Annotated in this window: 25 protein-coding genes; 16 read left to right on the plus strand and 9 right to left on the minus strand. The window is 73.8% G+C overall.

The genetic code is table 11. From position 1 onward, the window contains the following. Window positions 1-5 precede the first annotated feature (5 nt). Entirely contained in the window at window positions 6-362 is a 357-nt protein-coding gene (locus tag IT780_RS01325) for a DUF6204 family protein (protein WP_199509486.1), read from the plus strand. Here IT780_RS01325 and IT780_RS01330 read toward each other — a convergent pair. Beyond that, on the minus strand, window positions 359-1,210 hold the full coding sequence (locus IT780_RS01330; RefSeq protein ID WP_307830989.1) for an aldo/keto reductase: 852 nt from the start codon (window positions 1,208-1,210) through the stop codon (window positions 359-361). The two genes, IT780_RS01325 and IT780_RS01330, sit on opposite strands and share 4 nt — an antisense overlap. Next, window positions 1,207-1,602, minus strand: coding sequence for a VOC family protein (locus tag IT780_RS01335; RefSeq protein WP_199509487.1), 396 nt, complete (start codon window positions 1,600-1,602; stop codon window positions 1,207-1,209). The genes IT780_RS01330 and IT780_RS01335 overlap by 4 nt, the downstream gene beginning before the upstream one ends. Before the next feature lie 65 nt (window positions 1,603-1,667). On the opposite strand from IT780_RS01335, the gene IT780_RS01340 reads away from it, so the two are divergent. Next, window positions 1,668-2,348, plus strand: a complete 681-nt coding sequence (locus IT780_RS01340; RefSeq protein WP_199509488.1) for a Clp protease N-terminal domain-containing protein — start codon at window positions 1,668-1,670, stop codon at window positions 2,346-2,348. Here IT780_RS01340 and IT780_RS01345 read toward each other — a convergent pair. After that, the gene (locus IT780_RS01345) at window positions 2,333-2,800 is read right to left on the minus strand and encodes a heme-degrading domain-containing protein (protein WP_199509489.1); all 468 of its coding nucleotides are present in this window, start codon (window positions 2,798-2,800) and stop codon (window positions 2,333-2,335) included. The genes IT780_RS01340 and IT780_RS01345 overlap by 16 nt on opposite strands. Before the next feature lie 22 nt (window positions 2,801-2,822). Further along, window positions 2,823-3,569: a TSUP family transporter gene (locus tag IT780_RS01350; protein ID WP_233412038.1), complete on the minus strand. Its 747-nt coding sequence runs from the start codon at window positions 3,567-3,569 to the stop codon at window positions 2,823-2,825. A 165-nt stretch (window positions 3,570-3,734) separates the two neighbouring features. Here IT780_RS01350 and IT780_RS01355 point away from each other — a divergent pair, with 165 nt between their 5' ends. Beyond that, entirely contained in the window at window positions 3,735-4,532 is a 798-nt protein-coding gene (locus IT780_RS01355; RefSeq protein WP_199509491.1) for an endonuclease/exonuclease/phosphatase family protein, read from the plus strand. Here IT780_RS01355 and IT780_RS01360 read toward each other — a convergent pair. Next, window positions 4,514-5,002 (minus strand): GNAT family N-acetyltransferase, encoded by a 489-nt coding sequence (locus IT780_RS01360; RefSeq protein WP_199509492.1) that lies wholly within the window; start codon window positions 5,000-5,002, stop codon window positions 4,514-4,516. The genes IT780_RS01355 and IT780_RS01360 overlap by 19 nt on opposite strands. A 73-nt stretch (window positions 5,003-5,075) precedes the next feature. Here IT780_RS01360 and IT780_RS01365 point away from each other — a divergent pair, with 73 nt between their 5' ends. From IT780_RS01365 to IT780_RS01375, 3 genes are read left to right on the plus strand one after another with little or no spacing between them, the layout of a single operon-like run. Beyond that, window positions 5,076-5,507 carry a MarR family winged helix-turn-helix transcriptional regulator gene (locus tag IT780_RS01365; protein WP_199509493.1) on the plus strand — a complete coding sequence of 144 codons (432 nt, stop codon included), beginning with the start codon at window positions 5,076-5,078 and terminating at the stop codon, window positions 5,505-5,507. A 12-nt stretch (window positions 5,508-5,519) separates the two neighbouring features. Next, window positions 5,520-5,939 (plus strand): organic hydroperoxide resistance protein, encoded by a 420-nt coding sequence (locus IT780_RS01370; RefSeq protein ID WP_199509494.1) that lies wholly within the window; start codon window positions 5,520-5,522, stop codon window positions 5,937-5,939. 11 nt (window positions 5,940-5,950) lie between these two features. After that, window positions 5,951-6,769 (plus strand): alpha/beta fold hydrolase, encoded by an 819-nt coding sequence (locus tag IT780_RS01375; protein WP_199509495.1) that lies wholly within the window; start codon window positions 5,951-5,953, stop codon window positions 6,767-6,769. A gap of 184 nt (window positions 6,770-6,953) precedes the next feature. Here the strand turns inward: IT780_RS01375 and IT780_RS01380 are convergent, their stop codons facing one another. After that, entirely contained in the window at window positions 6,954-7,928 is a 975-nt protein-coding gene (locus tag IT780_RS01380; protein ID WP_199509496.1) for a tyrosine-type recombinase/integrase, read from the minus strand. A gap of 562 nt (window positions 7,929-8,490) precedes the next feature. On the opposite strand from IT780_RS01380, the gene IT780_RS01385 reads away from it, so the two are divergent. From IT780_RS01385 to IT780_RS01405, 5 genes are all read left to right on the plus strand, one after another. Next, window positions 8,491-8,952, plus strand: a complete 462-nt coding sequence (locus IT780_RS01385; protein ID WP_199509497.1) for a GNAT family N-acetyltransferase — start codon at window positions 8,491-8,493, stop codon at window positions 8,950-8,952. A gap of 281 nt (window positions 8,953-9,233) precedes the next feature. Continuing rightward, a complete protein-coding gene (locus IT780_RS01390; RefSeq protein WP_199509498.1) occupies window positions 9,234-9,992 on the plus strand; it encodes a VOC family protein in 759 nt (252 codons plus the stop codon). Window positions 9,993-10,113: 121 nt separating this feature from the next. Then, on the plus strand, window positions 10,114-10,884 hold the full coding sequence (locus IT780_RS01395; protein ID WP_372443588.1) for a hypothetical protein: 771 nt from the start codon (window positions 10,114-10,116) through the stop codon (window positions 10,882-10,884). Window positions 10,885-11,199: 315 nt separating this feature from the next. Continuing rightward, window positions 11,200-11,970, plus strand: a complete 771-nt coding sequence (locus tag IT780_RS01400) for a lysophospholipid acyltransferase family protein (RefSeq protein WP_199509500.1) — start codon at window positions 11,200-11,202, stop codon at window positions 11,968-11,970. A 209-nt stretch (window positions 11,971-12,179) separates the two neighbouring features. Further along, complete coding sequence (locus IT780_RS01405) at window positions 12,180-12,764, plus strand: hypothetical protein (RefSeq protein ID WP_199509501.1); 585 nt, start codon at window positions 12,180-12,182, stop codon at window positions 12,762-12,764. Window positions 12,765-12,803: 39 nt separating this feature from the next. Here IT780_RS01405 and IT780_RS01410 read toward each other — a convergent pair whose 3' ends face one another. Further along, complete coding sequence (locus tag IT780_RS01410) at window positions 12,804-13,625, minus strand: M55 family metallopeptidase (RefSeq protein WP_199509502.1); 822 nt, start codon at window positions 13,623-13,625, stop codon at window positions 12,804-12,806. A 112-nt stretch (window positions 13,626-13,737) separates the two neighbouring features. Between IT780_RS01410 and IT780_RS41470 the strand changes: the two genes are divergently transcribed. Further along, window positions 13,738-14,463 (plus strand): PAS domain S-box protein, encoded by a 726-nt coding sequence (locus IT780_RS41470; RefSeq protein WP_233412039.1) that lies wholly within the window; start codon window positions 13,738-13,740, stop codon window positions 14,461-14,463. A 1-nt stretch (window position 14,464) separates the two neighbouring features. Here the strand turns inward: IT780_RS41470 and IT780_RS01420 are convergent, their stop codons facing one another. Together IT780_RS01420 and IT780_RS01425 are read right to left on the minus strand one after the other, a co-directional pair. Further along, on the minus strand, window positions 14,465-15,016 hold the full coding sequence (locus IT780_RS01420) for a LuxR family transcriptional regulator (protein ID WP_199509503.1): 552 nt from the start codon (window positions 15,014-15,016) through the stop codon (window positions 14,465-14,467). Further along, entirely contained in the window at window positions 15,013-17,469 is a 2,457-nt protein-coding gene (locus tag IT780_RS01425) for a LuxR C-terminal-related transcriptional regulator (protein WP_307830990.1), read from the minus strand. The genes IT780_RS01420 and IT780_RS01425 overlap by 4 nt, the downstream gene beginning before the upstream one ends. A gap of 224 nt (window positions 17,470-17,693) precedes the next feature. Here IT780_RS01425 and IT780_RS01430 point away from each other — a divergent pair, with 224 nt between their 5' ends. The 4 genes from IT780_RS01430 to IT780_RS01445 all read left to right on the plus strand — a co-directional run bounded on the left by IT780_RS01430 (window position 17,694) and on the right by IT780_RS01445 (window position 23,236). After that, window positions 17,694-19,325: a dynamin family protein gene (locus IT780_RS01430; protein WP_233412040.1), complete on the plus strand. Its 1,632-nt coding sequence runs from the start codon at window positions 17,694-17,696 to the stop codon at window positions 19,323-19,325. Continuing rightward, complete coding sequence (locus IT780_RS01435) at window positions 19,322-21,160, plus strand: dynamin family protein (RefSeq protein ID WP_199509506.1); 1,839 nt, start codon at window positions 19,322-19,324, stop codon at window positions 21,158-21,160. The genes IT780_RS01430 and IT780_RS01435 overlap by 4 nt, the downstream gene beginning before the upstream one ends. Next, window positions 21,157-21,762 carry a hypothetical protein gene (locus IT780_RS01440; RefSeq protein WP_199509507.1) on the plus strand — a complete coding sequence of 202 codons (606 nt, stop codon included), beginning with the start codon at window positions 21,157-21,159 and terminating at the stop codon, window positions 21,760-21,762. Before IT780_RS01435 ends, IT780_RS01440 begins: the two co-directional genes overlap by 4 nt. 85 nt (window positions 21,763-21,847) lie before the next feature. Further along, complete coding sequence (locus IT780_RS01445; protein ID WP_199509508.1) at window positions 21,848-23,236, plus strand: MFS transporter; 1,389 nt, start codon at window positions 21,848-21,850, stop codon at window positions 23,234-23,236. The last annotated feature ends 16 nt before the right edge of the window (window positions 23,237-23,252 follow it).

Here is a 23,252-nt window from a genome sequence, read left to right on the forward strand (position 1 = left end):
GCGCCATGACGTCTCGCACCATCCGGGTCACCGTCCGCGGCGCCTTCGACGCCCTCACCGACGCCCAGCGCGCCGAGCTGCTGGCCGCCGCCGCCGAGCACGACGTGGCGTTCGCCGCGTTCACCGCCGACGGGTCGATGACCTACGACATCGCCGCCCGCCCGTTCTTCACGTTCCGCTACGCCGAGACGGTGGACGAGGAGCGCGACATCCCCGCGGTCACGGCCCGGGCGCAGGCGGCCGCCGAGCGGTGGTGCTCCGCGCGCGGTTACGGCTTCAAGAACCTCAGCGCGCAGGCGGTGGACCTGTCGCAGACGCCGCTGGGCAGCCGTGGCCGCCGCGAGGCCGCCCGCAACGGCTAGAGCGCGGCCAGGTCCGCTTCGCTCAGGCGGAGGGCGCCGGCCGCCATGTTCTGCTCCAGGTGCTCGACGCTGCCCGTGCCGGGGATCGCGAGCACGTGCGGGCCCTGGTGCAGGATCCACGCCAGCCGCACCTGGTGCTCGGTGACGCCGTGGGCGGCCGCGACGGCCCGCAGCGCCGCGTCGCTCGTCGCCCCGGCCGCCCCCTGCTCGCGACCCGGGCCGGCGACCGAGAAGTACGGCACGAACGCGATGCCGCGCCGGGCGCACTCGCTCAGCAGCGCCGTGCCGTCCGGGTCGCGCAGGTCGAGGCCGTACTCGTTCTGCACGCACGCGACCGGGGCGATCGCCTGCGCCTCGTCGAGGTGGCCCGGCCGCACGTTGGAGATGCCCAGGTGCCGGATGAGGCCCTCGCGGCGCAGCTCCGCCAGCACGGCGAACTGCTCGCCGAGCGAGGCGCCGCGATCGCGCAGCCGCAGGTTGACCACGTCGAGGGCGTCGACGCCGAGGCGGCGCAGGTTGTCCTCGACCCGGGCGCGCAGCTCGGCCGCGGTGGCCGGCCGGTCGCCGGCGGCGGCGCCGACCTTGGTGGCGATGACCAGGTTCTGCGGGTACGGGTTGAGCGCGGCGCGGATCAGCTCGGTGGCGTAGCGCTTCTCGCCCGTACCGACGCCGAGCGTGCCGCCGGGGGACACGTAGAACGCGGCCGTGTCGATGTGGTCGACGCCCAGTTCCACCGCGCGGCGCAGCACCCGGATGGCGAGGTCGCGGTCGGGGTTCGCGGTGAGGCGCATGGAGCCGAATCCGAGGCGGTGCACCGTACGGTCACCGAGCTTCGCGGTGCCGCTCACGGCTGGATCAGGCCGCGCTCGAGGGCGCTGCGCTCGACGCAGAACTCGTTGCCCTCGGGGTCACGCAGGGTGGCCCAGCCCAGCCCGTCGGGGCTGCGGTGATCGTCGTACAGGGTGGCTCCGGCGGCGAGGAAGCGCTGCACGGCCTCGTCGCGGGTGCCGGCGGGTGGCTGGACGTCGAGGTGGACGCGGTTCTTGCCGGCCTTGGCCTCGGGTACGCGGATGAACAGCAGGCCGGGCCAGCCCGGTTCCGGCGCTTCGAGCAGCACCTCGTCGTCGCCCGGGGAGTCCTCGTCGCTGACCGGGTAGCCGGTGACCAGGGACCAGAACTGGGCGAGCTGCCAGGGGTCGTGAGCGTCCACTGTGATGTGACGGACCGGATTGAGGGACATGGTGGATCACCCTACGCGTCAACCGGTGGTTGACGCAGCCGTCGCGTCAACCTAGAGTTGACGGCATGACGCAGACCTCGCCGCCCGTGCGGCTCGACGACCTCATCCACAGCATCACCACCAACCGGCCCGACGCCCCGCTGGAGCGGCTCTCGGACGCCGTACTGCTCGCCGACCACCTCGGCGACCTCGCCGACCACCTCATCGGCCACTTCGTCGACCAGGCCCGCCGCTCCGGCGCGTCCTGGACCGACATCGGCCGCAGCATGGGCGTCAGCAAGCAGGCGGCCCAGAAACGCTTCGTGCCCAAGGCCGACCTCGACCCGTCGCAGGGTTTCAGCCGCTTCAGCCCGAACGCGCGCACCACCGTCACCGGCTCGATGACCGCGGCACGCGCCACCCGGCACCCCGAGATCCGCCCCGAGCACCTGCTGCTGGGGCTGCTCGACGTACCGGACGCCACGGCGCACGCCGCGCTCGGCGACTTCGCGCGGGTGCGCGAGGCCGCCATGGCCTCGCTGCCGGAGTCGCCGGGCGCCGACATGCCCGAGCTGATCCCGTTCGACGCCCGCTCCCGCAAGGTCCTGGAGCTGACCTTCCGGGAGGCGCTGCGCCTGGGCGACGACACCGTGGGCACCGCGCACATCCTGCTCGCGCTCATCGAGGAGGAGCCGCCCGGCGGTGTGCTGGCCGGCCTCGGCATCGACAAGGCCGCCGTGGAGAGCGCCGCTCAGTCCGCCAGGTAGGTCTCGATCGCCTCGACCACCAGCGCGTGGTCCTCGGCCTGCGGCAGGCCCGACACGGTCACCGCGCCGACCACCCCCACACCCTCCACGCGTACGGGGAAAGCACCGCCGTGAGCCGCATAGTCGGCCGGGTCCACCCCGTACTTGGCGTCCAGCGCGTCACCCCTCGCCGCGAGCCGGCGCCCCACCAGGTACGACGAGGCCGCGAAGCGTTCCACCACCCGTACCTTGCGGGCGATCCAATGGTCGTTGTCGGCCGTGCTGCCCGGCAGCGCGGCGTGGAACAGCTGCTGCGCGCCCCGGCGGATGTCGACGGCCACCGGCAGCTCCCTGCCGGTGGCCAGGTCCACCAGCAGGCAGCCGAGCTGCCACGCGTCCGCGTTGGTGAACCGGGTGAAGGTCAGCCGCCGCTCCTGCTCCTCGAGCCGGGCGATGAGATCGTCGTCGGTCATGCGCCCATCCTCGCGCACCGGCTCAGGCCCGGTACTGGTCGACGCCCAACTTCACGATCAGGGCCAGCACCACGACCAGCAGCACCACCCGCACGAAGCCCGAGCCGCGGCGCAACGCCATCCGCGCGCCGAGCACCGCCCCGGCGATGTTGCACACCGCCATGCCCGCGCCCAGCAGCCACAGCACGTGCCCGGTGGCCCCGAACACCGCCAGCGCGCCCAGGTTCGTACCCGTGTTCACGATCTTCGCCATCGCCGAGCCGTGCACGAAGTCCGCGCCCACCACCGTGGTGAACGCCAGCACCAGGAACGTGCCGGTGCCCGGGCCGATCAGGCCGTCGTACGCGGCGATCACCCCGCCGGCCAGCGCCACCACCGCCACCGTCCGCGCCGGGGTGCGCTTGAGCGGATCGGCGACCAGCCCCATCGCCGGGCGCAGCGTCACGAACAGCGCCACCGCCACCAGCACACCCAGCACCACCGGCCGGTACGCGGCCGCCGGCACCCGCCCCGCCAGCAGCGCCCCCAGCCCGGAGACCACCACCGCCATGCCGGCCGCCGGTCCCGCCACCCGCCAGTCCAGCTTCGTGCGCCGCGCGTACGTCACCGCGGCCGTGCTCGTGCCCGCCACCGCCGCCAGCTTGTTCGTGCCCAGCGCCGTGGCCAGCGGCAACCCCGGCGCCGCGATCAGCAACGCCGGCAGCAACAGCAGCCCGCCGCCGCCGACGACCGCGTCAACCCAGCCCGCCGCCGTCGCCGCCGTCAGCAAGGTAACGACCGAAAGACCATCCACAGCTGACAAGCATGCCGGTCACCCCCGGCGCCGCCGCAACCAGATCCCCGCCGTCCCGATGAGCAGGAACACCGACATCGCGCAGCAGAACGCCTTGATCAACACCGCACACCTCCGGTACCGGGGATAGGCTCTACACCCGTGCGCCTGGCCACCTTCAACCTGCTGCACGGCCGCTCCCTGTCCGACGGCACCGTACACGCCGGCCGGATAGCGGACGCCGTCGCCGACCTCGACGCCGACGTGCTCGGCCTGCAGGAGGTCGACCGCGCCCAGCCCCGCAGCGGCCACCTCGACCTCACCGCCATCGCCGCCGACGCCCTCGGCGCCCCCGCGCACCGCTTCGCCGCGGCGGTCGCCGGCACACCGGGGGAGACCTGGCACCCCTGGCAGTCCGAGGACGACAACATCCACCCCCTGTACGGCATCGCCCTGGTCAGCCGCTACCCGGTGCTGCGCTGGCAGATCACCCAGCTGCCGGCCGCGCCCGTACGCTCACCGGTCTGGGCGCCCGGCCCCGGCGGCGGCCTCATCCTGCTCAAGGACGAACCCCGCGTCATGATCGCCGCCGTCGTCGACGCCCCTACCGGGCCGATGACCGTCGCCACCACCCACCTGTCCTTCGTCCCCGGCTGGAACGTGCGCCAGCTGCGCGCCGCCGTACGCGCCCTGCGAGCCCTGCCCGCCCCGCGCATCCTGCTCGGCGACCTCAACATGCCCGCCGGGCCCGTACGCGCCTTCACCGGCTGGCGCAGCCTCGCGCGCCGGCCCACCTACCCCAGCCCCGCGCCGCGCGCCCAGCTCGACCACATCCTCGCCGACCCCCGCGGCGCCGCCCCGCTCGGCCCGGTCGTGCAGATCCGCACCCCGGCCGTCGCCGTGTCCGACCACCGGCCACTCGTCGTGCACCTGGACCCGGATCACACCGCCCGCTCGTAGACGATCTCCAGGCCGTCCACCTCGTCCCACTGCTCGCCGACCTTCTCGAAGCCGAACGGCGCGATCGTGGCCAGCGACGCCACGTTGTCCGGCCGGATGCTCGCCCGCACCAGGCGCACCCGCGGGTCACCCTCCGCGCGCCGGATCAGCTCCGCGAGCATCGCCTTCGCGAAACCCTTCCTGCGGTACGCGGGATCCACCCCGTAACCGACCTCCACGCGACCCTCGTCGTCCGGCGGCCCGTGGAAGCCGCCCGCCCCGACGACCTGACCGTCCACCACGGCCGCCCGGGCGATCCACTCCTCGGCCGCCGGATTCGCCTCGATGTCGCGTACCCGGATCTCCCATAGCCACCGCTCACCCAGGATCCATTCGCTCAGCGGATGACCCGCCACCGCGCTCGCCGTGGCGAGGTCCCCGGCGACGAGCGCGCGCAGAGCGGGCAGCGGCAACGGCACGAAAGTGATCATCCGCCGATCCTAGAGGTGTGGCTCACACCGAGATTCGTTGTGCACAACTGAGTTGTGGACTACCGTTCGGGGCATGCAAGAGAGCACGGGCCTCGAACAGATGATCTGCTTCGAGCTCTACGCCGCCTCCCGGGCCATGACCAGCCTCTACCGGCCCGCCCTCGACGCCGTAGGCCTCACCTACCCGCAGTACGCGGCGCTCCGCGTCATCTGGCACCGCGGCCGCATCACCGTCCGGGACCTCGGCGCCGCCCTCCACCTCGACAGCGGCACGCTCTCACCCCTGCTCAAACGCCTCGAACACCAGGGCCTCATCCACCGCACCCGCGGCACCGACGACGAACGCATCGTCTGGATAACGCCCACCGACAAAGGCTCCGACCTGCAGCATCGAGTAGCGGACCTGCCCCAGCGCCTGGCCTGCGCCCTCGACCTGAGCGTCGAAGAATTCACCACCCTGCACACCCTGCTGACCCGCATCCGCGGCGCGGCAACCCTGCGCTAGAAGGAGACCACCATGCCGGCTGTCTACACCGCCTCCGCCACCGCCACCGGAGACGGCCGCAGCGGACACACCCGCTCCAGCGACGGCGTCCTCGACCTCGACCTCGCCGTCCCCAAGGAGATGGGCGGCCCCGGCGGCCACCTCACCAACCCCGAACAGCTCTTCGCCGCCGGCTGGGCCGCCTGCTTCCACAGCGCCCTCAAGATCGTCGCCAGCAAGCAGAAGATCCAGCTCACCGACACCGCCATCACCGTCGACGTCGGCATCGGCCCCGACGGCAGCGGCGCCTTCGGCCTCACCGCCACGATCGAAGCCGAACTGCCCAGCGTCGACGAGGCCACCGCCCGCCAACTCCTCGACGCCGCCCACCAGGTCTGCCCGTACAGCAAGGCCACCCGCGGCAACGTCGACGTCACCCTGACCCTGGCCTGAGAGGACTCCTAGTGCCTTACGCAACCTCCGACGGCGCCGACCTCTACTACGAGGACTTCGGCAGCGGCGACCCCGTCGTGCTCATCCACGGCTGGCCCCTGTCCGGCCGCAGCTGGGAAGCCCAGATCCCCGCGCTCGTCGCCGACGGCAAACGCGTCATCACCTACGACCGCCGCGGCTTCGGCAAGAGCAGCCAGCCCTGGACCGGCTACGACTACGACACCTTCGCCGCCGACCTGCGCGCCCTGCTCGAACACCTCGACCTCACCGGCGTCACCCTCGTCGGCTTCTCCATGGGCGGGGGAGAGGTAGCCCGCTACCTCGGCACGTACGGCACCGACCGGGTCAGCAAGGCCGTCTTCGCCGGCGCCGTCCCGCCGTACCTCTACAAGAGCGACGACAACCCCGACGGCGCCCTCGACGACGCCACCATCAAACAGTTCCAGGACGGCGTCACCACCGACCGCATCGCCTTCGTCGACGGCTTCGCCGAGAACTTCTTCAAGGCCGGCGGCACCCTCAAGGTCAGCGACAACCAGGTCCGCTACGCCCAGGAACTCGCCCACGTCGCCAGCGCCAAGGGCACCCTCGACTGCATCGCCGCCTTCGGCCTCACCGACTTCCGCGGCGACCTGGCGAAAATCACCATCCCCACGCTGGTCATCCACGGCGACAGCGACGCGATCGTCCCCATCGAGCACAGCGGCAAGCGCACGGCGGAGAGCATCCCCGGGGCGAAGCTCGTGGTCATCCAGGACGGGCCGCACGGCATCAACGCCTCACACCCGACCGAGTTCAACGAGGCACTGCTGAGCTTCCTCAACAGCTGACAGCTCGCCTTTGCGGTTGTCCCGGTCTTCCGGACCCACCGTTTCGCGGGGGGGGGGCCCCCCCCCCCCCCCCCCCCCCCCCGGGGGCCCCCCCCCACCCGCCCCCGCCCCCCCACTTTGGGGCGCCCCCCCCCCCCCGCGGCCCCCCCCCCGCCCGGCTTTCCCCACCCGCTACGGTCCCGCCTCAGGACAAACGGCCCAGCGCCCGATTCGTACGGTTCGCCCGCACCGCCGCCCGCTGCTGCGCCGCCGTCACCTCGATGTACCCCTGCGACGTCGTCAACGACGCATGCCCCAGCAACCGCATGATCTCCGAAGCATTCGCCCCGTCCTCGGCCAGCCGCGTCGCGAACGTATGCCGCAACGCGTGCAACTGCGCCCCCCGCGGCACCCGATCCGACACCCCCGCCCGCCGGAAACACGACTGCACCAGATACTGCAGCCCACCGCGCCGCAACGGCTCACCACGCCCATCCACCAGCAACGCATCATCCGGCCGCACCCGCCCGAACCGCACCCGCCGGCTCTCCACGTACCGCGCCACCACCGCATCCAACTCCGGCTCGATCGGCACGGACCGCGGCCGCCCACCCTTGCCCGCCACCTCCACCCGCCGCTCACCGGGCCGCCCCACCACCGACCCGGTCCGCAACGCCAACAGCTCGGACAACCGCAACCCGGCACACAACGCCAGAGCCAGCACCACCACATCCCGCTCCGGCCACGGATCCCGCTGCCGCTCATCGGCCCGGCTCACCGCCTCCAGCAACTGCTCCGGCGTGTCCTCACCCCGCAGCGGCTTAGGGGAGGGGACCGACACCCGCGGCTTCCCGACGGCCGGCATCGGATTCCCGGCGACCACGCCGTCGACCACCAGGAACCCGTAGAAGGAGTTCCACGTCGACCACGCCCGATACACCGAGGCTGGCGCCCGCCCAGCCGCGAACGCCGCGAACGCCGACCGCAGCGAGCGAGGGGAGAGGTGACCGAGAGTGACATCCTCGGTGGGGACGTCGAGCGCTCCGGCAACGATGCGCAGGACGGCGGTCAGGTCGCGGCGGTAGGCGAGAAGGGTGTGCTGAGACGGCTTCTGTACGGCACGAGCACCGAGAAACTCCTCGACCAGCGACTCGACCGAAATGTCTTGTTCATCCTGCATAAGGAATATTATGCAGGAAAGTCGCGTCCGTGCGGGGCGCTGGGGGCAGCGGGTTTCTCCGTGGACTGCCGCCCGTTGGCGCTTTGCGCCGTGTGTTCTCCGCATCTCGCGGGTGGGCGCGTCGGCTTTCACTGATGCGCGGGCAGTGAGCCGCCTGGGCGGGGGCGTGCGGCAGTCAGGTGCACTGCATTGCGCTGGCCGCGCCGCGACCGGCGGGTCGTTTGTCGAGCAGGTCCGGTGGCCGATTCCCGGGACGCAGCTCCCGTGTCCCGGGCCGGTTCTGTCAGAAGCATCCTCCTCAGGTTTCATCCCTGGCCGAGGCGCACCCCTCAGACGTCGGCGGGCGCGCGGCATCAACGCCGTCCAGGGGGCAGTCCAGCTGTCGCGTCTCGTCGCACTCCCGCGTTTTGAGCCTCCTCCACGCTCAGATTGACATAATGTAGATTATCGACCACTTGGTTATCGCGGGATCAGCGCCTCCCGGGCGCCCAGGGACGCTGACGTTCGAGCGCCTCGGCAAATCGATCGCTGAGGCGGCACGGTGCTCGCTAGGGTCCGCCCCATGCGGCTCGAAGAGATCACTCCGAAGAACTACGAGGCGGCTCTCGACCTGTCGGTGCGCCCCGACCAAGAGGACCTGGTCGCGCCGGTGGTCAAGTCCCTCGCCGAGGCGTTCGTGTTCTCCGCGTACGCCTGGCCGCGGCTCATCTACGACGGCGAGCGGCTGGTCGGCTTCGTGATGGCGTTCCTCGACATCCCGTGGAATCCCGACCGCGACCCGTCCGACCGGCGATCCGGCCTGTGGCGCCTCGCCATCGCGGCCGACGCTCAGGGCCGCGGCTACGGCAAGTTCGCCGTCGAGGCGGTCTGCCAGGAGATCCGCGCTCGTGGCGGCGACCGGGCGTATGTCACCTGGGAACCCCGTGAGGGCGGACCGGAGGGCTTCTATCTGAAGCTGGGTTTCCGGACGACGGGTGAACGCAGCGGTGGGCAGACAGTCGGAGTGCTCGACCTTCCGTCGTGACGTGAACGGTCATCCGTAAAGATGGCGAGGCCCTCCCCTGGCGTGTGCTCGAGCTCGCCGCGCAGGCCCAGGTCACGGTGGACCGGGTGGAGCGCCGGGGGTGTTGCGTGTGCACACCGAACCCCGGACGATCGCCGTCCATCGTTGATCGAGTCGACGCCGATAGGCGTGAGGGTGGTGCTCTCCCCTGCCGAGCTGGCGCAGCTGTCGGGGCTGGGGGCGATGGTGCGGGACGCCGCCCGCTGAGCGGCTTCGGTGGACGGCAGGGCAGGATCTCGGTCATGGCGGAGACCGTAGAGGCTGGGTCCGACACTTTCGTACGGTGGATCACCGGGTTTCTGGATTCTCCGTCTCGTGCGGCGGAGGAGTTCTGGCAGGCCGTGACGGGTTCGACGGCGTCGGCGCGGCGGGGGCCGGGTGAGGCGTTCGCCACGTTGGTGCCCGCCGGCGGTGACGCGTACCTGAGGGTGCAGGTCGTCGGGGACGGCCCGGCGCGGGCCCACTTGGATCTGCATGTCGAGGATGTGCCGGCGCAGGCGCGCCGGGTGGTGGGGCTGGGCGCGGCTGTGGTGCTGGATGAGGGTGATCTGGTGGTGCTGCGCTCCCCTGCCGGTCTGGCGTTCTGTCTGGTGCGCTGGCAGGGCGAGCGGGTGCGGCCGGCGCCGGTGGGGGTCGCGGGGGCGCGCAGTCTGGTGGATCAGCTGTGTGTGGATGTTCCGGCTGCGTCGTTCGACGCCGAGGCGGATTTCTGGGCTTCGGTGACGGGCTGGGCTCGGCGGCGGGGGTCGCGCCCGGAGTTCGATTTTCTGGTACGCCCGGACGGCATGCCGTTGCGTCTGCTGCTGCAACGAGTCGGTTCTCCCGTTCCCGGCATGCACTTCGATCTTGCTTGTGAGGACCGGGAAGCCCTGGTGGCGCGGCATGTCAATCTCGGCGCGTCGGTGGTGCGGGCGGAGGCTGCGTGGACGACGCTGCGGGATCCGGTGGGGCGGTTCTACTGCGTGACGGACCGGGATCCGGCGACGGGCCGGCTGGGTTGACGGGTTCTTGTCGGTGGGTGCTGGTAGAACAGACGACGTTGGAACACACGTACGACAAAGGGGCGATTCGATGGCGGCGGCGCGGACCGGTGTGCGAGGGCTGAGCGGTGACGACCTGCAGATGATCCGGGACGGGCTGGCGGCCGGGCGTAAACCGCGGGTGATGTTCACGGAGTCGGCGGGTCAGATCGCGGGTCAGGTGGGTCAGGTGGTGACGCTGGCCGATCCGGCGGAGTCCGACGAGTGGGTGGTGGTGCGGTTCGGCCGTGACGAGTTGCCGTTCGCGCCGGGTGATCTGCAGGTGGCGCCGAAGGGGGCGGCGGCGCGCAAGGCTGCTCCCCCTCCCCCGGCTCCTCCGGTGCGCGTGGAGCCGGAGTTTGTCATCGACAAGCCGGTGCCGGTGCCGTCGGGTGCTGCGGGTTCGCGTGCTTCCGGGGCTTCCAGCGCCGGGGCTTCGGGTGGCTCCGGGGCGGGTGTTTCCGGGGCGGGGGGCCGGTCGGGCGGGGCCGCGTCGGGTGCCGCTGGGGCACCCACGACTGCTTCTGCCAATGCGCCGGCCGCTGCTTCGGCTCCGGCTCCGGCTCCGCGGAAGGCGCCGGGTCGGGTGGCCAAGCCGAAGCCGCCGCCGGGGTTGACGGTGACGCTGGCGTACACGGACGGCGAGTGGACGGTGGCGGCGAATCAGGGCACGAAGGCGTTGGCGAAGCCGTATGTGATCCGTCCGGCCGAGGCGATGCGGATGGTGTCGCTGGTGGACGTGCCCGGGGTGCAGGAGGCGGTCGAGCAGATCCTGGCGGCGGAGCGGGCGGAGGCTGAGCAGCAGGCGGAGCGGTTACGCGCGGAGCTGGCCGAGATCGAGGCGCGGTTGCAGGAGCTTCGGGACGCGGGCTGAGCTCGGAGGGCGGCCGGTGGGCGGTCGGTGGGCGGTCCGCGCTTTGCCGGCTTGCTCACCTAGCGGCGGCTTCTGCTGCGTGTCCCCTGGCCCCGATAGTTTCCCTCCGTTTCGGTCCCTTCCCGCGGTCTCTCCCCGCCGCGCTGCTCCCTGCTGGGCTGCTCCGTGCTGGGCTGATTCCTGCTGGCTCGCTTCGCGCGGGCGGGACTTGCGGGCGAGGGCTGCGGGGGACCTTGCGGGCGGGGCTTGCGGGCGTCTGCCGGGCCGGTGGCCTGCCCCCTACCGGCGGCGGTGACGTGCGATCATGGCGCCCTGATGGAAGAAGCGACGTGGCGTGTGCCGGTGGTGTGGCGGGTGCTTCTGCGCCTGTCGCGGCTGCTGGTTCCCTTGATCTGCCGGCTGCGGGTGAGTGGCCGGGTGCCGGTGGAGCTGCGGCATGGTCCGCTGATCCTGGCGGCCAATCATGTCAGCCCTGTGGACCCGGTCATCATGACCGCGGCGTGCAGCATCGCGGGGGTGGCTCCGCGGTTCATGGCGACCGGCGGGTTGTTCGACGCGCCGATCGCGGGGGCGGCCATGCGGGCGTCCGGGCATCTGCGGGTGGATCGGCACACCGCGCAGGTGGCCGAGGCGTTGCCGAACGCGGCGGCGGCGTTGCGGGCGGGTTCGGTCATCCTCGTGTACCCGGAGGGGCGCATCGGGCTGGACCCGTGGATGTGGCCGGAGCGGGGCAAGACCGGGGTGGCGCGGATGGCGGCGTTGTCCGGTGCGCCGGTGATCCCGGTGGCGCAGTGGGGGTCGCATGCGGTGCTGCCGTACACGTCGCCGAAGGACGTGGTGCGGGCCGTGCTGAGGGCGATGGTGCACCGGCCGGTGGTGCAGGTGCGCTTCGGTGAGCCGGTGGACCTGGCCGAGCTGTCCGGTACGGCCGGGGCGCAGGCGATGCGGGCCACCGACCGGATCGTGCAGGCGATCACCGACACGCTGGCGCCGCTGCGCGAGGACGAGCCGGAGATGCCGCGGTTCGTGGACCGTACGCGGCCGGTGGACATGTCGAGGGTCCGGCGCCGGCCCCGCGTTCCCTGAGCTGCCCGGCCTCCGTCGGCCGGGACCATTGAGAGCGGCAGCCATCGCGGTCTCGCTCCAGGTCGCACAACCGGGGGTTCGGCGCTGGGACGTCGCGGGGAATACGGTCGCTGCCGGACCTCGTCTGTGGGCAGACTGCGCGCATGTTGCTGACGATCGCCGGTTCCAGCTGCTCCGGGAAAACGACAGCGGCGCGCGCGTGTGGGTCCATGCCGCGGCTGGTCGTTCACGACTTCGACGAGATCGGGGTTCCCCGCAGCCCGGACGGGGACTGGCGGCAGCGGAGCACGGAGGTGTGGATCGAGCGGGTGCTGCGGTACCAGACCGATGGCGTCGACGTGGTGCTGACCGGACAGTCGCCGCTGGGTGAGGTGCTGGCCAGCCCGTCGGCCACCGCGCTCGACGGGATCGCGGCGTGTCTGGTCGATGTCGATGACGAGGTACGCCTGCGCCGGCTCGACGAGCGGGACCCCGGTAAGTGGGACCGCGACGCTCAGCGGCGGTTCATCGGGTGGGCGCGGTGGAATCGGGGCCATGCCGGTGATCCGCGGCACCTGCCGGAGGCGATCCGGCCCGGGTGGCGGCGGATGAGGTGGGATCGCTGGAGCGACTGGACGCACACCGATCCGCGCTGGTCCGTACGGGTGATCGACACGACGGGCCGCGACGTCCGGGAGTCGGCCGCCGACGTCCGGGAGTGGGTGGTCGATGCTCGCTCGCGGTTCGCCCGTGGGGAGCTGCCCTTGGCGGCCGGTTGGGCGACGCGCGACAGCGGTGGGAGCAGCGGCCGGTGATGAGCCGGCGGGGCGGGGAGGAGAACGTGGGGAGCGGCGTCACAGGGTCTTGGCGAGGTGGCTGAGGACCTGGACCAGCCCGTACGCCTGCTCCAGGTCGTCCGCGGTGAAGGACACCGTCCGTGCGCCCGCCGTGCGGCTGACGCCGGGGATCAGCGTGGCCAGGTCGGCCGTTGCCGGGTTGACCAGGTCGACCTGCAGCTCCAGGGGCCCGGGCAGGTGCTGGACCGGGATCTGGTCGGCGCGGCGTACGGCCTTGGCGGCGGCGCGGTGGATCTGGTCCCGGGCTTCGTCGGGGTGCAGCGCGATGGCGGCGCCCTGGCCGAGGGACTGCTTCACGGCGACCGTCGCCGCGGCCGGTACGAGGTCCCGCAGCTCTGCGCAGGCCGCGTCGTCGCCGGTGAGCAGGACGACGGGCACTCCGTGGTGGCCGGCGAGGGCCGTGGTCAGGCCGATTTCGCCCAGGGAGCGGCCGTCGAGGCGTACGTCGAGGATGGCGTCGCTGACGGTGTGGGCGAGCACGGCCGGTCCTGTGCCGGCGCGGGCGTGGTAGCCGATGAGCAGGACCGCTGCGGTGTCGGTGTCCAGGCCGCCCAGCATGCCGTGCGGGCGGGGTTTGCCGCGGACCAGGCGGGCGCGGCGGTCGAGGTCCTCGGGCAGCAGGTTGCGGTACGGCCCGTGCGCGTCGGCGACGAGGACCGTGGCGGAGGGTACGGCCTCCAGCACCCCGGCGATGGCCGCGTTGACCTCGGCGGTCATCAGGGCGCGGCCACGTTCGTAGTTGTGGCCTCCGGGGTTGGTCTCGTCCGGGTGGACGATGCCGGAGATGCCTTCCATGTCGGCGGAGATCAGCACCTTCATCGACGAGCAGGATACGCGAGCCGCCCCGGCGGCGGCGGCGGCGGAAGGAAGCCGGACCCGGCGATCGGCCGGTTCGGCTGACCGAACGGGCGCTCTGGGCTAAGCAGAGGGGATGGACACGGATGACGCACCGGGCGGACCGCACAGCGATTCGTTGTTCGAACAGCTGCTCGACGCGGCGCCGGACGCCACCGTCGGGGTGGACCGGGCCGGTTCCATCGTGTTCGTCAACGCTCAAGCCCTCCGCCTCTTCGGGTACCGGCGTGACGAGCTGCTGGGTGAGCCGATCGAGATCCTTGTGCCGGATGACATGACCCGCGCTCACCGTGGCCTGCGCAAGAAGTACTCCGCCGCCGCGACGCACCGGGCCATAGGCAGCGGCAACCCCCTGCATGCCCGGCGCAAGGACGGCAGTGTGTTCCCGGCCGAGATCAGCCTGTCCGGGTTGCAGGCCGGCACCGGGCTGATCGTGTCCGCGGCCGTCCGCGACATCACCGACCGGCTGCACGCCGAGGCGGAGCGGGCCCGGCTGCGGGAGGAGGCGGAGCGGGCGAAGTTGCAGAACCAGTTGCAGCACGCGCAGCGCATCGAGAGCCTCGGGCAGCTTGCCGGTGGGATCGACCTGCTGCTCACCGATGTGATCATGCCGCACCTGCTCGGCACCACGCTGGCCGAGCAGGTCACCGCGCTGCACCCCGGGACCCGGGTGCTGTTCATGTCCGGCTACGCCACCCCGGTGCTCGCCGCGCGGGGGACGCTCGACCCGGCCGTCACCCTGCTGGAGAAGCCGTTCACCCGCGACGAGTTGTGCACCGCCGTGCACCAGGCCCTGCGCTGAGCTATTCGGTGGTGCGGCGTTGCCTCAGGTAGGCCAGGACGGCTTCGCGGGTCGTCCGGACGCCGAACAGGGCGCGGGCCTCGGCGATGCGGCGGTTGGCCGTGCGCAGGGACAGAAATTCGGCCGCGGCGGCCGCCGCGATCGTGTCGCCGGCGGCCAGGCGGTCCAGCAGGGCGCGCTGTTCGGGTACGAGCTCAGCGACCGCGTCCGTGCTGTCGGCCGTGGCCGGGGCGGGTGAGCCGCCGGGCCCGAGGTGGACGGCGCCGAGCCGGCTCAGGTCGTCGACCAGCGCGCGGCCGGTCGGGCTGTCGGCGTCGCACACGGCCACGATGCCGGCTCCCCGGGCGGCGGCGAGGACCGCGAGGTGCAGGGCGTCCTGGTCGGTGACGCGCCCGTGCAGGACGAGCCGGTCGGTGCTGACGTCCCAGGTCGCGCTGGGCAGCGCGAACCCTTCCCGGACGGTCCAGCCGTCGCGGGTGAGGCGGCGCACCACGGTGTCGGCGTCGGTGGTGGAGGCGACGACGTGGCGGGGGGCGTCGGGTTGTCGGGTCACCGGCCATCCTCACGGTCGGGGAAAGCGGAGGGAACGGGAGCGCGGTCGGGGGCCGGGGCGTCCTCCAACTGGGTCATGGCGAGCGCCGCGGCTTCCGTACGGGTGCGGGCGCCGAGCTTGCGCATGCCCGCCCGGATGTGGGTGTCCACGGTCTCCGCGGAGATGCCGAGCTGCCCGGCGATGCGGCGGGTGGGCTCCCCCGCGGCGACCAGGCGCAGCACTTCGGCCTCCCGGCGGGTGAGCTGGGTGCCGGAGCGGGGGCTGCGGGTGTCGCGGTGCACGTGGTGCCGGCGCAGGCCCCGGCGGGCGCGGCCGGCGAGGACGACCAGTCCGGCGGTGTCGGCGAGCTGTTCGGCCTGCAGGAGCGCGTCGACCGCGCGGTGCGGGTCGCGGTCCTGCAGGCCGGCGGCGAGCAGGCAGCGGATCTGTTCGCGCAGGGCGGTGCCGGCCCACGCCTCGGCGGCGGCGGTGAAGCCGGTGCCGGTGGCCCAGGCGGTCAGGGTGCGGCGGGCCGCGGTGGGCAGCGCGGCGGGAACGGCGGGTCCGGGCGCGGGGGCGCCGGCGTCGTACGCGGCCCAGCGGGCGGTGATGTGGTGCAGGCCGGTGAGCAGCCCGGGCGCCTCGGTGTCCGGGGCGCGGGCGGCGCGGTCGGGCTGCCCGTCGAGCCAGGCCGCCTCGCGGGCCACCCACGCGGTCGCCGGGTGCGCGGCGTCGGCGCCGAGGCGGGCGCGGGCGGCGGCGAGCAGGCCGGTGTCGGCCTCGACCAGGGCGGTGGCGGCCAGCGCGTAGCCGCGCGCGTCGGCGGGCAGGGCGCGGTCGGTGAGGTCGGCGCTGCGGCGTACCACGTCGTCGACGGCGGGGGTGGCGCCGCGCAGCACGTCGGCCCAGTCGGCGGCGGCGAGGAAGCGGGTCTGCCAGCTGTACGCGAGGTCGCCCGCGCAGGCGTCGGCGGCGTGGCGGGCGGTGGTGGCGGCGTCGTCGAGGCGCCCGTCGGCGGCGAGGTGCTCGACGAGCAGCCAGGCGCTCCACCGGCCGGTGAGCGGGTCGGCGGTGCCGGCGGCGGCCGCGAGGGCCTGCTCCCAGCCGGGCGTACGGTGCGCGGCGCGCACGGCGGCGAGGGCGGCCGCGACCCCGGGGGCCGGTACGGGATGCCGCGCAGCGATCTTGTCGGCGGTGTCGAGGGCGCCGGTGGGGTCGGTGGCGAGGTCGGCCAGCAGCAGGATGCGGTCGCGGGCGGCCACCACGGTCGCCGAGGCGGCGTCGGGCACCGGGCGGACGCAGTCGCGGGCCGCCACCGGGTCGCCGCCCTGCAGCAGGGCCTCCCCGCGCAGCACGTCGGCCTCGACGCCGAGCGGCCGGGCGGTGGTGAGCACCCGGGCAGCGGCGTGCGGGCGCCCGGCGGACAGCAGCGCGTCGGCGGCGGCGAGGCGTACCCGCGGGTCGACCGTGACGCCGGGCAGCTCGCAGGCGAACAGCAGCAGGTCGGCACGGTCGCCGCCGCCGGCCCGGTCGGCCGCGGCGAGGGCCCTGCGGTACGCGCCCGGATGGTCCCCGGCGGCGGCGAGGTGCCGGGCGGCCTCCGCGTCGGGAGTCAGCGCGGCGAGCGCCTGGTGCAGCTCGGTGCGGGCGTCGCCGTCGAGCAGCCCGGCCGCGGTCTCGGCCAGGTACGCCGACACGGGCACGATGCCGTCGCCGGCCTGCTCGACGAGCCCGGCCTCGTGCAGCACGGCCGCGCCCGGGCCCAGCATCGCCGCGAGGGCGGGGCGCCCGAGCAGGCCCAGCGCGGCGAGCGCGGTGCGGGCGGGGCGGGGCAGGTCGGCCAGGGCGGTGGCGATCGCGTACGCCACCTGGTCGATGCCGGTGTCGGCGGCGCCGCGCCCCCCGGCGGCGTGCCGGGCCAGCGCGGTGACCGCCAGGGGGTTGCCGCCGGCGCGGGCCAGTACCGCCGCGAGCGCGTCGTCGCCGAGGTGCGGTGCGGTGCGCCGGGCCAGCGCCGCCGCGTCGGCCGGGCTCAGCGGCGGCACGTCGAGCCAGGCGGTGGCGGCGGCGCGCAGGGCGGCGACCGTGTCGGCGCTCAGCCGGTGCGGGGTACGCAACGCCACGACGACGCGTACGTGGGCGGCCAGGTGCGGCAGAGCGGCCAGGGTGGCGGGGTCGGCGTACTGCAGGTCGTCGAGGACGAGCAGCCCGCCGCGTACCCGGGAGCGCACCGCCTCGGCCAGCAGCGGGACGTCGTGCACGGGCAGGCGAGCCCGCACCGCCCGCGACAGGGCGAGGGCGGGCACGGCGGCGAGCATGGCCAGGCCACCGCCGGCGTACGCGGTGCCACCCGCGGCGGCGGCGACGCGGCGCAGCAGCGTGGTGCGGCCCGAGCCGGGGGCGCCGGTGAGCACGACGAGGCCGGGGCGGCGCAGATGCGCGGCCGCGAGCCCGGCCAGGTCGTGCGATGCCACGCGCGCCCCCATCCCGCTGCGCCCCCTGCAGCGTTGCCTTGGCACGAACACGGGATCCGCCCGTGCCCGTCCCCTCGTAGTCTGTGCTGCGGCAGGCGATCCCGCCCTGCCCGGGTACGGGAAGGGCAACCACCTTTGTCTGCGATGACGGCCGCGGTCAGCACATTCTCCCTGACTGTGTGCTCGGCTGACGAGTCATGACCGTCGGCCCGCTGTCCGCACGCATGGCAACGCTGTGTGACGAAATCGTCGCCCGGGTCGGCCCGGAGGTCGCCGGCCAGGTGGAACACGTCCGGGAGCGGCTCGCGGAGCCGTTACGCATCGCGATCGCGGGACGGTTGAAAGCCGGAAAGTCGACACTCGTCAACGCGCTGATCGGCCGCCGGGTCGCGCCCACGGCCGCCGGGGAGTGCACCCGGGTGGTCACCCGGTTCCGCTACGGCACCGCCGACCGGGTCGACGTGGTGTGCCGCGACGGTGAGCGCCGCAGCCTGCCGCTGGGCGACGACGGCATGCTTCCGCAGCGCCTGGGGGTGCCCGCAGGCCGGGTGGCGTACCTGGACGTGTCGCTGACCAGTGAGAAGCTGCGCGGGCTGACCGTGGTGGACACCCCGGGCCTCGCCTCCACCGACACCGGCCTGTCCGCCCGGGCCGCCGCCGAACTCAGTGAGGCGGGGCACCGGCCGGACACGACCGCACCGTTCGACGCCGCGATCGACGCCGACTCCGCCTCCGAGGTCGCCGCCGCGGAGGCCGTCGCGTACGTGTTCACCCAGGCCGTCCGCGCCGACGACGTCCAGGCGCTGGAGGCGTTCCGGTCGGCGTCGGCGCGGCTGGCCTCGAGCCCGATCAACGCGCTGGGCGTGTTCGGCAAGGTCGACACGCTCGTCGGCGGGGCCGCGGACCCGTGGCCGGTCGCCGGTCCTCTGGCCGAGCAACAGGCGGCGCTGCTGGCCCGTACGGTGTCCGAGGTCATCCCGGTGGTGGGCCTGCTCGCCGAGACCGGTGAGGCGGGGCGGCTCACGGCCGCCGACTGCGCCGCCCTGCGGCAGCTGACCACCATCCCGGTCGACCAGCTGCGGGTGCTGCTGGCCTCCGTCGACCTGTTCCGCACCCGGCCCGCCCCGGTGGAGCCCGCCCGGCGTGAACGGCTGCTGGAGCTGCTCGACCTGTACGGCATCGGCTTCTGCCTGGCGCAGCTGGCCGCCGACCCGTCGCTGGGCAGCGGCGAGCTGGTGCGCCGGCTGGTGCAGGCCTCCGGATTCCCCCGGTTGCAGCGCACGCTCGAGCAGACCCTGCGGTGGCGCGCCGACGCGATCAAGGCGGGATGGGCGCTCGCCCGGCTGGAACGCATCGCCGGGCACACCGGTGACCTGCGCGACCGCGAGACGCTGCGGGCGGCCACCGAGCGGCTGCTGCGCGAGCCCGCGTACCACCGGCTGCGGCTGCTGGAGGTCGCGCAGCGCGTCGCCACCGGTGCCGTGCCGCTGCCGGTGGCGTGGGAGCGGGAGCTGACCCGGCTGGCGACCTCCGACGACGCCCGGTGGATCCTGCGGCTGCCGCACGCCGGGCCGGACGAGCTGGCCGCGGCCGCGGTGGAGGCGGCGGGCCGCTGGCGGGTGTACGCGGTCGCCGGCGCGGCCCCGGCCCAGTCGCGGGTCGCGCAGGTCGCCCACCGCGGCTTCCACCTGCTCGCCCAGGCGATCCGCGCCCAGGCCGCAGGAGGAGAAGCCGCGCCCGAGACCCGCGCCCGGGCCGCAGGAGGAGAAGCCGCGGCCGAGACCCGGGCCCGGACGCAAGCGGCGCAGCCCGGCAGCGACGACGAGACCCGGGTGCAGACGGAGGCCGGACGATGACCGCGACCCGCGAGCTGGCCGGCGTGCTCACCGCCGCCGTCGACGACGCGCTGGCCGTCGTGCAGGCCGCCGACCCCGACGCCGGTGCGGAGCTGGCCGAGCTGCGCCGCCGCCGGCTGACCCGGCCGTCCATCGTGCTGGTCGGTGAGACGAAACGCGGCAAGAGCTCGCTGATCAACGCGCTGCTCGGGGTGCCCGGGCTGTCGCCGGTGGACGCGGCCGTCGCCACCGCCGCGTACCTGCACTTCTCCCCCGGCAGCACGGTGACCGCGACGGCGTACGTGCCGGGCTCGGGGGAACCGGTCGAGTTGAGCGTGGAGCAGCTGGCCGAGTGGGCGACCGGGCGCGGCGGCGTACGGGCACCCCGGCGCATCGACGTCACCCATCCCGCGCCGCTGCTGCAGTACGTGAGCCTGCTGGACACCCCCGGCGTCGGCGGTCTCGACCCCGCGCACACCGCCGTCGCGCTGGACGCCGTGGAACGGGCGACCGCGCTGCTGTTCGTGGCCGACGCGTCGGCGCCGCTGTCGCAGCCGGAGCTGGAGTTCCTGGTCGCTGCGAGCGAACGCGTCGACGCGGTGGTGTTCGCCCTGACCAAGGTGGACGCGTTCGGAGGCTGGCGGCGCATCGCCGAGGACAACCGGGCGCTGCTGCGGGCCCGCGCGCCCCGGTTCGCGGACGCGCCGTGGTTCCCGGTGTCGGCGCGGCTCGCCGAGATGGCGCTGGCGGTACCCGCCGGGGAGCAGGCCGCGCTGGTCGACGCGTCACGCATCGCCGAGCTGCAGCACGCCCTGGTGGAGCTGGCCGGGCGCGGGCACCAGCTGCAGCTGGCCAACGTGCTGCGCGCCGCCCGCGCCGAGCTGGGCCGCCTCGAACAGGCCGCGCAGGACCGGGTCGCCGCCGCCGAGGCCGACCCGGGTGCCACCGCCCGGGTACGGCAGCAGCGCAGCGCCCTGGCCGCGCGCAAACGCACCGAGTCGCGGCAGTGGGCGCTGCTGCTCAGCGCCGAGACGCAGCGGGCCCGCGTCGAGGTGGTGGGGATGCTGCGTACCCGCATCGGCGAGCTGCAGCAGCAGGTCGGGGCGCGCATCGACACGCTGCGCGGCGACGGGCTGGCCGCGCTGCCCGACCAGGTGGACGCCGAGCTGCAGGCGGTGGCCGTACGGCTGTCGCAGGACCTGGAGGCCACGTTCCGGCAGGTCGGCGAGCGGGTGCTGGCGCAGGTGTTCGACGACGAGGAGCTGGCCGCGGTGCTGGACCGGCTCAACGCCACCCTGCGGCACGCGCTGAGCGCCGGGCCGCCGCGCGAGCACTCACCCGACAACATGCTGATCGCGTTGTCCGCGGGCGGGATCGCCGTCATGGCCGGCCGCGGCGCGGTGTTCGGCGCGTCGCTGCTCGGCGTGGGCGGCGTGGTCGCCGGTGGCCTGCTGGTGCCGGTCGCGGGGCTGGGCCTGGGCGTGGCCGCCGGCGGGTACGTGCTGTACCGGCGGCGGGTGCAGTCGGACCGCCAGCAGGCCCGCGCGTGGCTGCGTGAGGTGCTCGGCGAGGCCCGCGCGGCGTTGCAGGACGAGATCTCGTACCGCTTCACCGACCTGCAGTACGCCCTGGGCGTGGCCGTCGACGACGCCGTGGAGCGGCGCCTGCGCGACCTGGACGCCCGCATCGCCGAGATCGACGCGGCGGCCGCGGAGGACGCCGCGGGCCGGTCCCGGCGCCGGGCGGCGGCCGCCGCCGAGCTGCAGCAGGTCCGTGCCCGCGTCAAGCAGGCCGACGACGTTCTCGCCCGGGCCCGTGCCCTGGCGCCCACTCCCACCGGTCCGGAGGAATCATGAGCGACGAGCACGGCTGGCCGGAGTTCCACGACGCCGGTCACCACGACGACCCGGGCCACCACGGCTTCGACGACGACGACGGCGCGCACGCCGCCCACGACCAGGTCGACGGGTGGCAGGACGACGTGGCCGGCGCGGACCACGACGACCTCGACGCGATGGATCACGGCTGGGAGCAGCCGGACCACGCCGAGCCGGAGCTGCCCTCCACGCACGACGTGCACGAGGTCCACGACGTGCACGCCGACGCGGACGCGCACGGCGTCGTCGACGTCACCCACGGGCACGAGTTGGGCCCGGTCGGCGCGGACCCGGACGCCGCGGCGGACCACGGCGACGTCGGCGACCCGGCCGGGGTGTTCCCGCCGGCGCTGGACGTGGGTCCGCTGCCCGAGCCCGTCGACGGGTTCCCGTGGATCGACACGGGCAGCCTCGGCGCCGTCGACCCGCACGCGATGCCCGCCGACCCGGTCACCGCGGCGGACCTTGCCGGGTACGCGGCCGAGGACCTCCCGCCGGCCGAGGACCCGTGGGCGCACCTCGCGCAGTCCGAGGACCCGGCGACGAGCGCCCTGGCCCGCTGGTGGCGCGACAACGGCTGAGCGGTCCGCCGCAAGGGCCCGCGGATGCTCTAAGCTGCCTGCCGAGCGGCGGGAAATCGCCTGGTCCTGGGAAGGTTTCACAGCAATGGGCGCACCCGCAGATACGCCGGCCGGAACCGTCGCGCCCACCCCGGCGCGGCGCGAGCGCACCGGCTGGTATTTCTACGACTGGGCGAACTCGGCGTTCTCCACGACCGTCATCACGGTGTTCCTGGGGCCGTTTTTGACCTCGGTCGCCGAGCAGGCCGCCGGGTGCGCGCTGGGCGCCGACGAGTGCGACGGGCGGGTGCATCCGCTGGGCATCAGCGTCGCCGCCGGGTCGTACTTTCCGTACCTGGTGTCGCTGTCGGTGCTGCTGACGGTGTTCGTGCTGCCCGTGATGGGTGCGATCGCCGACCGGGCGGAACGCAAGAAGCCGCTGCTGGCCGCGTCCGCGTTCATCGGGGCCGGCGCGACCGTGGCGATGGCGTTCGTGACCGGCGAGCGGTACCTGCTGGGCGGGGTGCTGTTCATCGTCGCCAACGTGTCGTTCGGCGCGTCCGTGGTGGTGTACAACTCGTTCCTGCCGCGGCTGGCCGGGCCCGACGAGCGCGACAAGGTGTCCAGCCGGGGCTGGGCGCTGGGCTACCTGGGCGGCGGGGTGTTGCTGCTGCTGAACCTGGTGGTGGTGACCGTGCTCAGCGTCGAGGGCGACGACCGGCGCACCCTGGACCTGGCGCGCTGGTGCATCGTGTCGGCCGGCGTGTGGTGGGCGGTGTTCACGCTGCTGCCGCTGCGGTGGCTGCGCGAGCACCCGGGCACGGCCGCGGGCGGCGCGCGCGGCAACGTGCTCACCGACGGGTTCCGGCAGCTCGGGCACACGGTGCGCAGCCTGCGGGCGTACCCGTTGACGTTGTTCTTCCTGGTCGCCTTCCTGGTCTACAACGACGGCATCCAGACGGTGATCGCGCTGGCCAGCCAGTTCGGCACCGAGGAGCTGAAGCTGGGGCAGAGCACGCTGATCGTCACCATCCTCATCGTGCAGTTCCTGGCGTTCGGCGGGGCGCTGCTGCTGGGGGCGCTGGCCGCGCGGATCGGCGCGCGCCGCACGGTGCTGTTCGCGCTGGCGCTGTGGCTGGTGGTGATCCTGGCCGCGTTCTGGCTGCCGGAGGGTGAGCCGGTCCCGTTCATGTTGCTCGGCGTCGGCATCGGCCTGGTGATGGGCGGCAGCCAGGCGCTGAGCCGGTCGCTGTTCAGCCAGCTGATCCCAGAAGGCCGCGAGGGCGAGTACTACGGCTTCTACGAGATCAGCGACAAGGGCACGAGCTGGCTGGGTCCGCTGGCGTTCGGGCTGGTGTACCAGCTGACCGACAGTTACCGCATCGGCATCGTGTCGCTGGTGGTGTTCTTCGTGGCCGGTGGCATCCTGCTGGCGGCGGTGCCGATGCGCCGCGCCATCGAGGCGGCGGGCAACACCCCGCCGCGGCTGCTGTGAGCGCGGAAGGACCGCC

The organism is Nucisporomicrobium flavum, from assembly GCF_016464385.1.
GTDB classification, from domain to species: domain Bacteria; phylum Actinomycetota; class Actinomycetes; order Mycobacteriales; family Micromonosporaceae; genus Actinoplanes; species Actinoplanes flavus_A.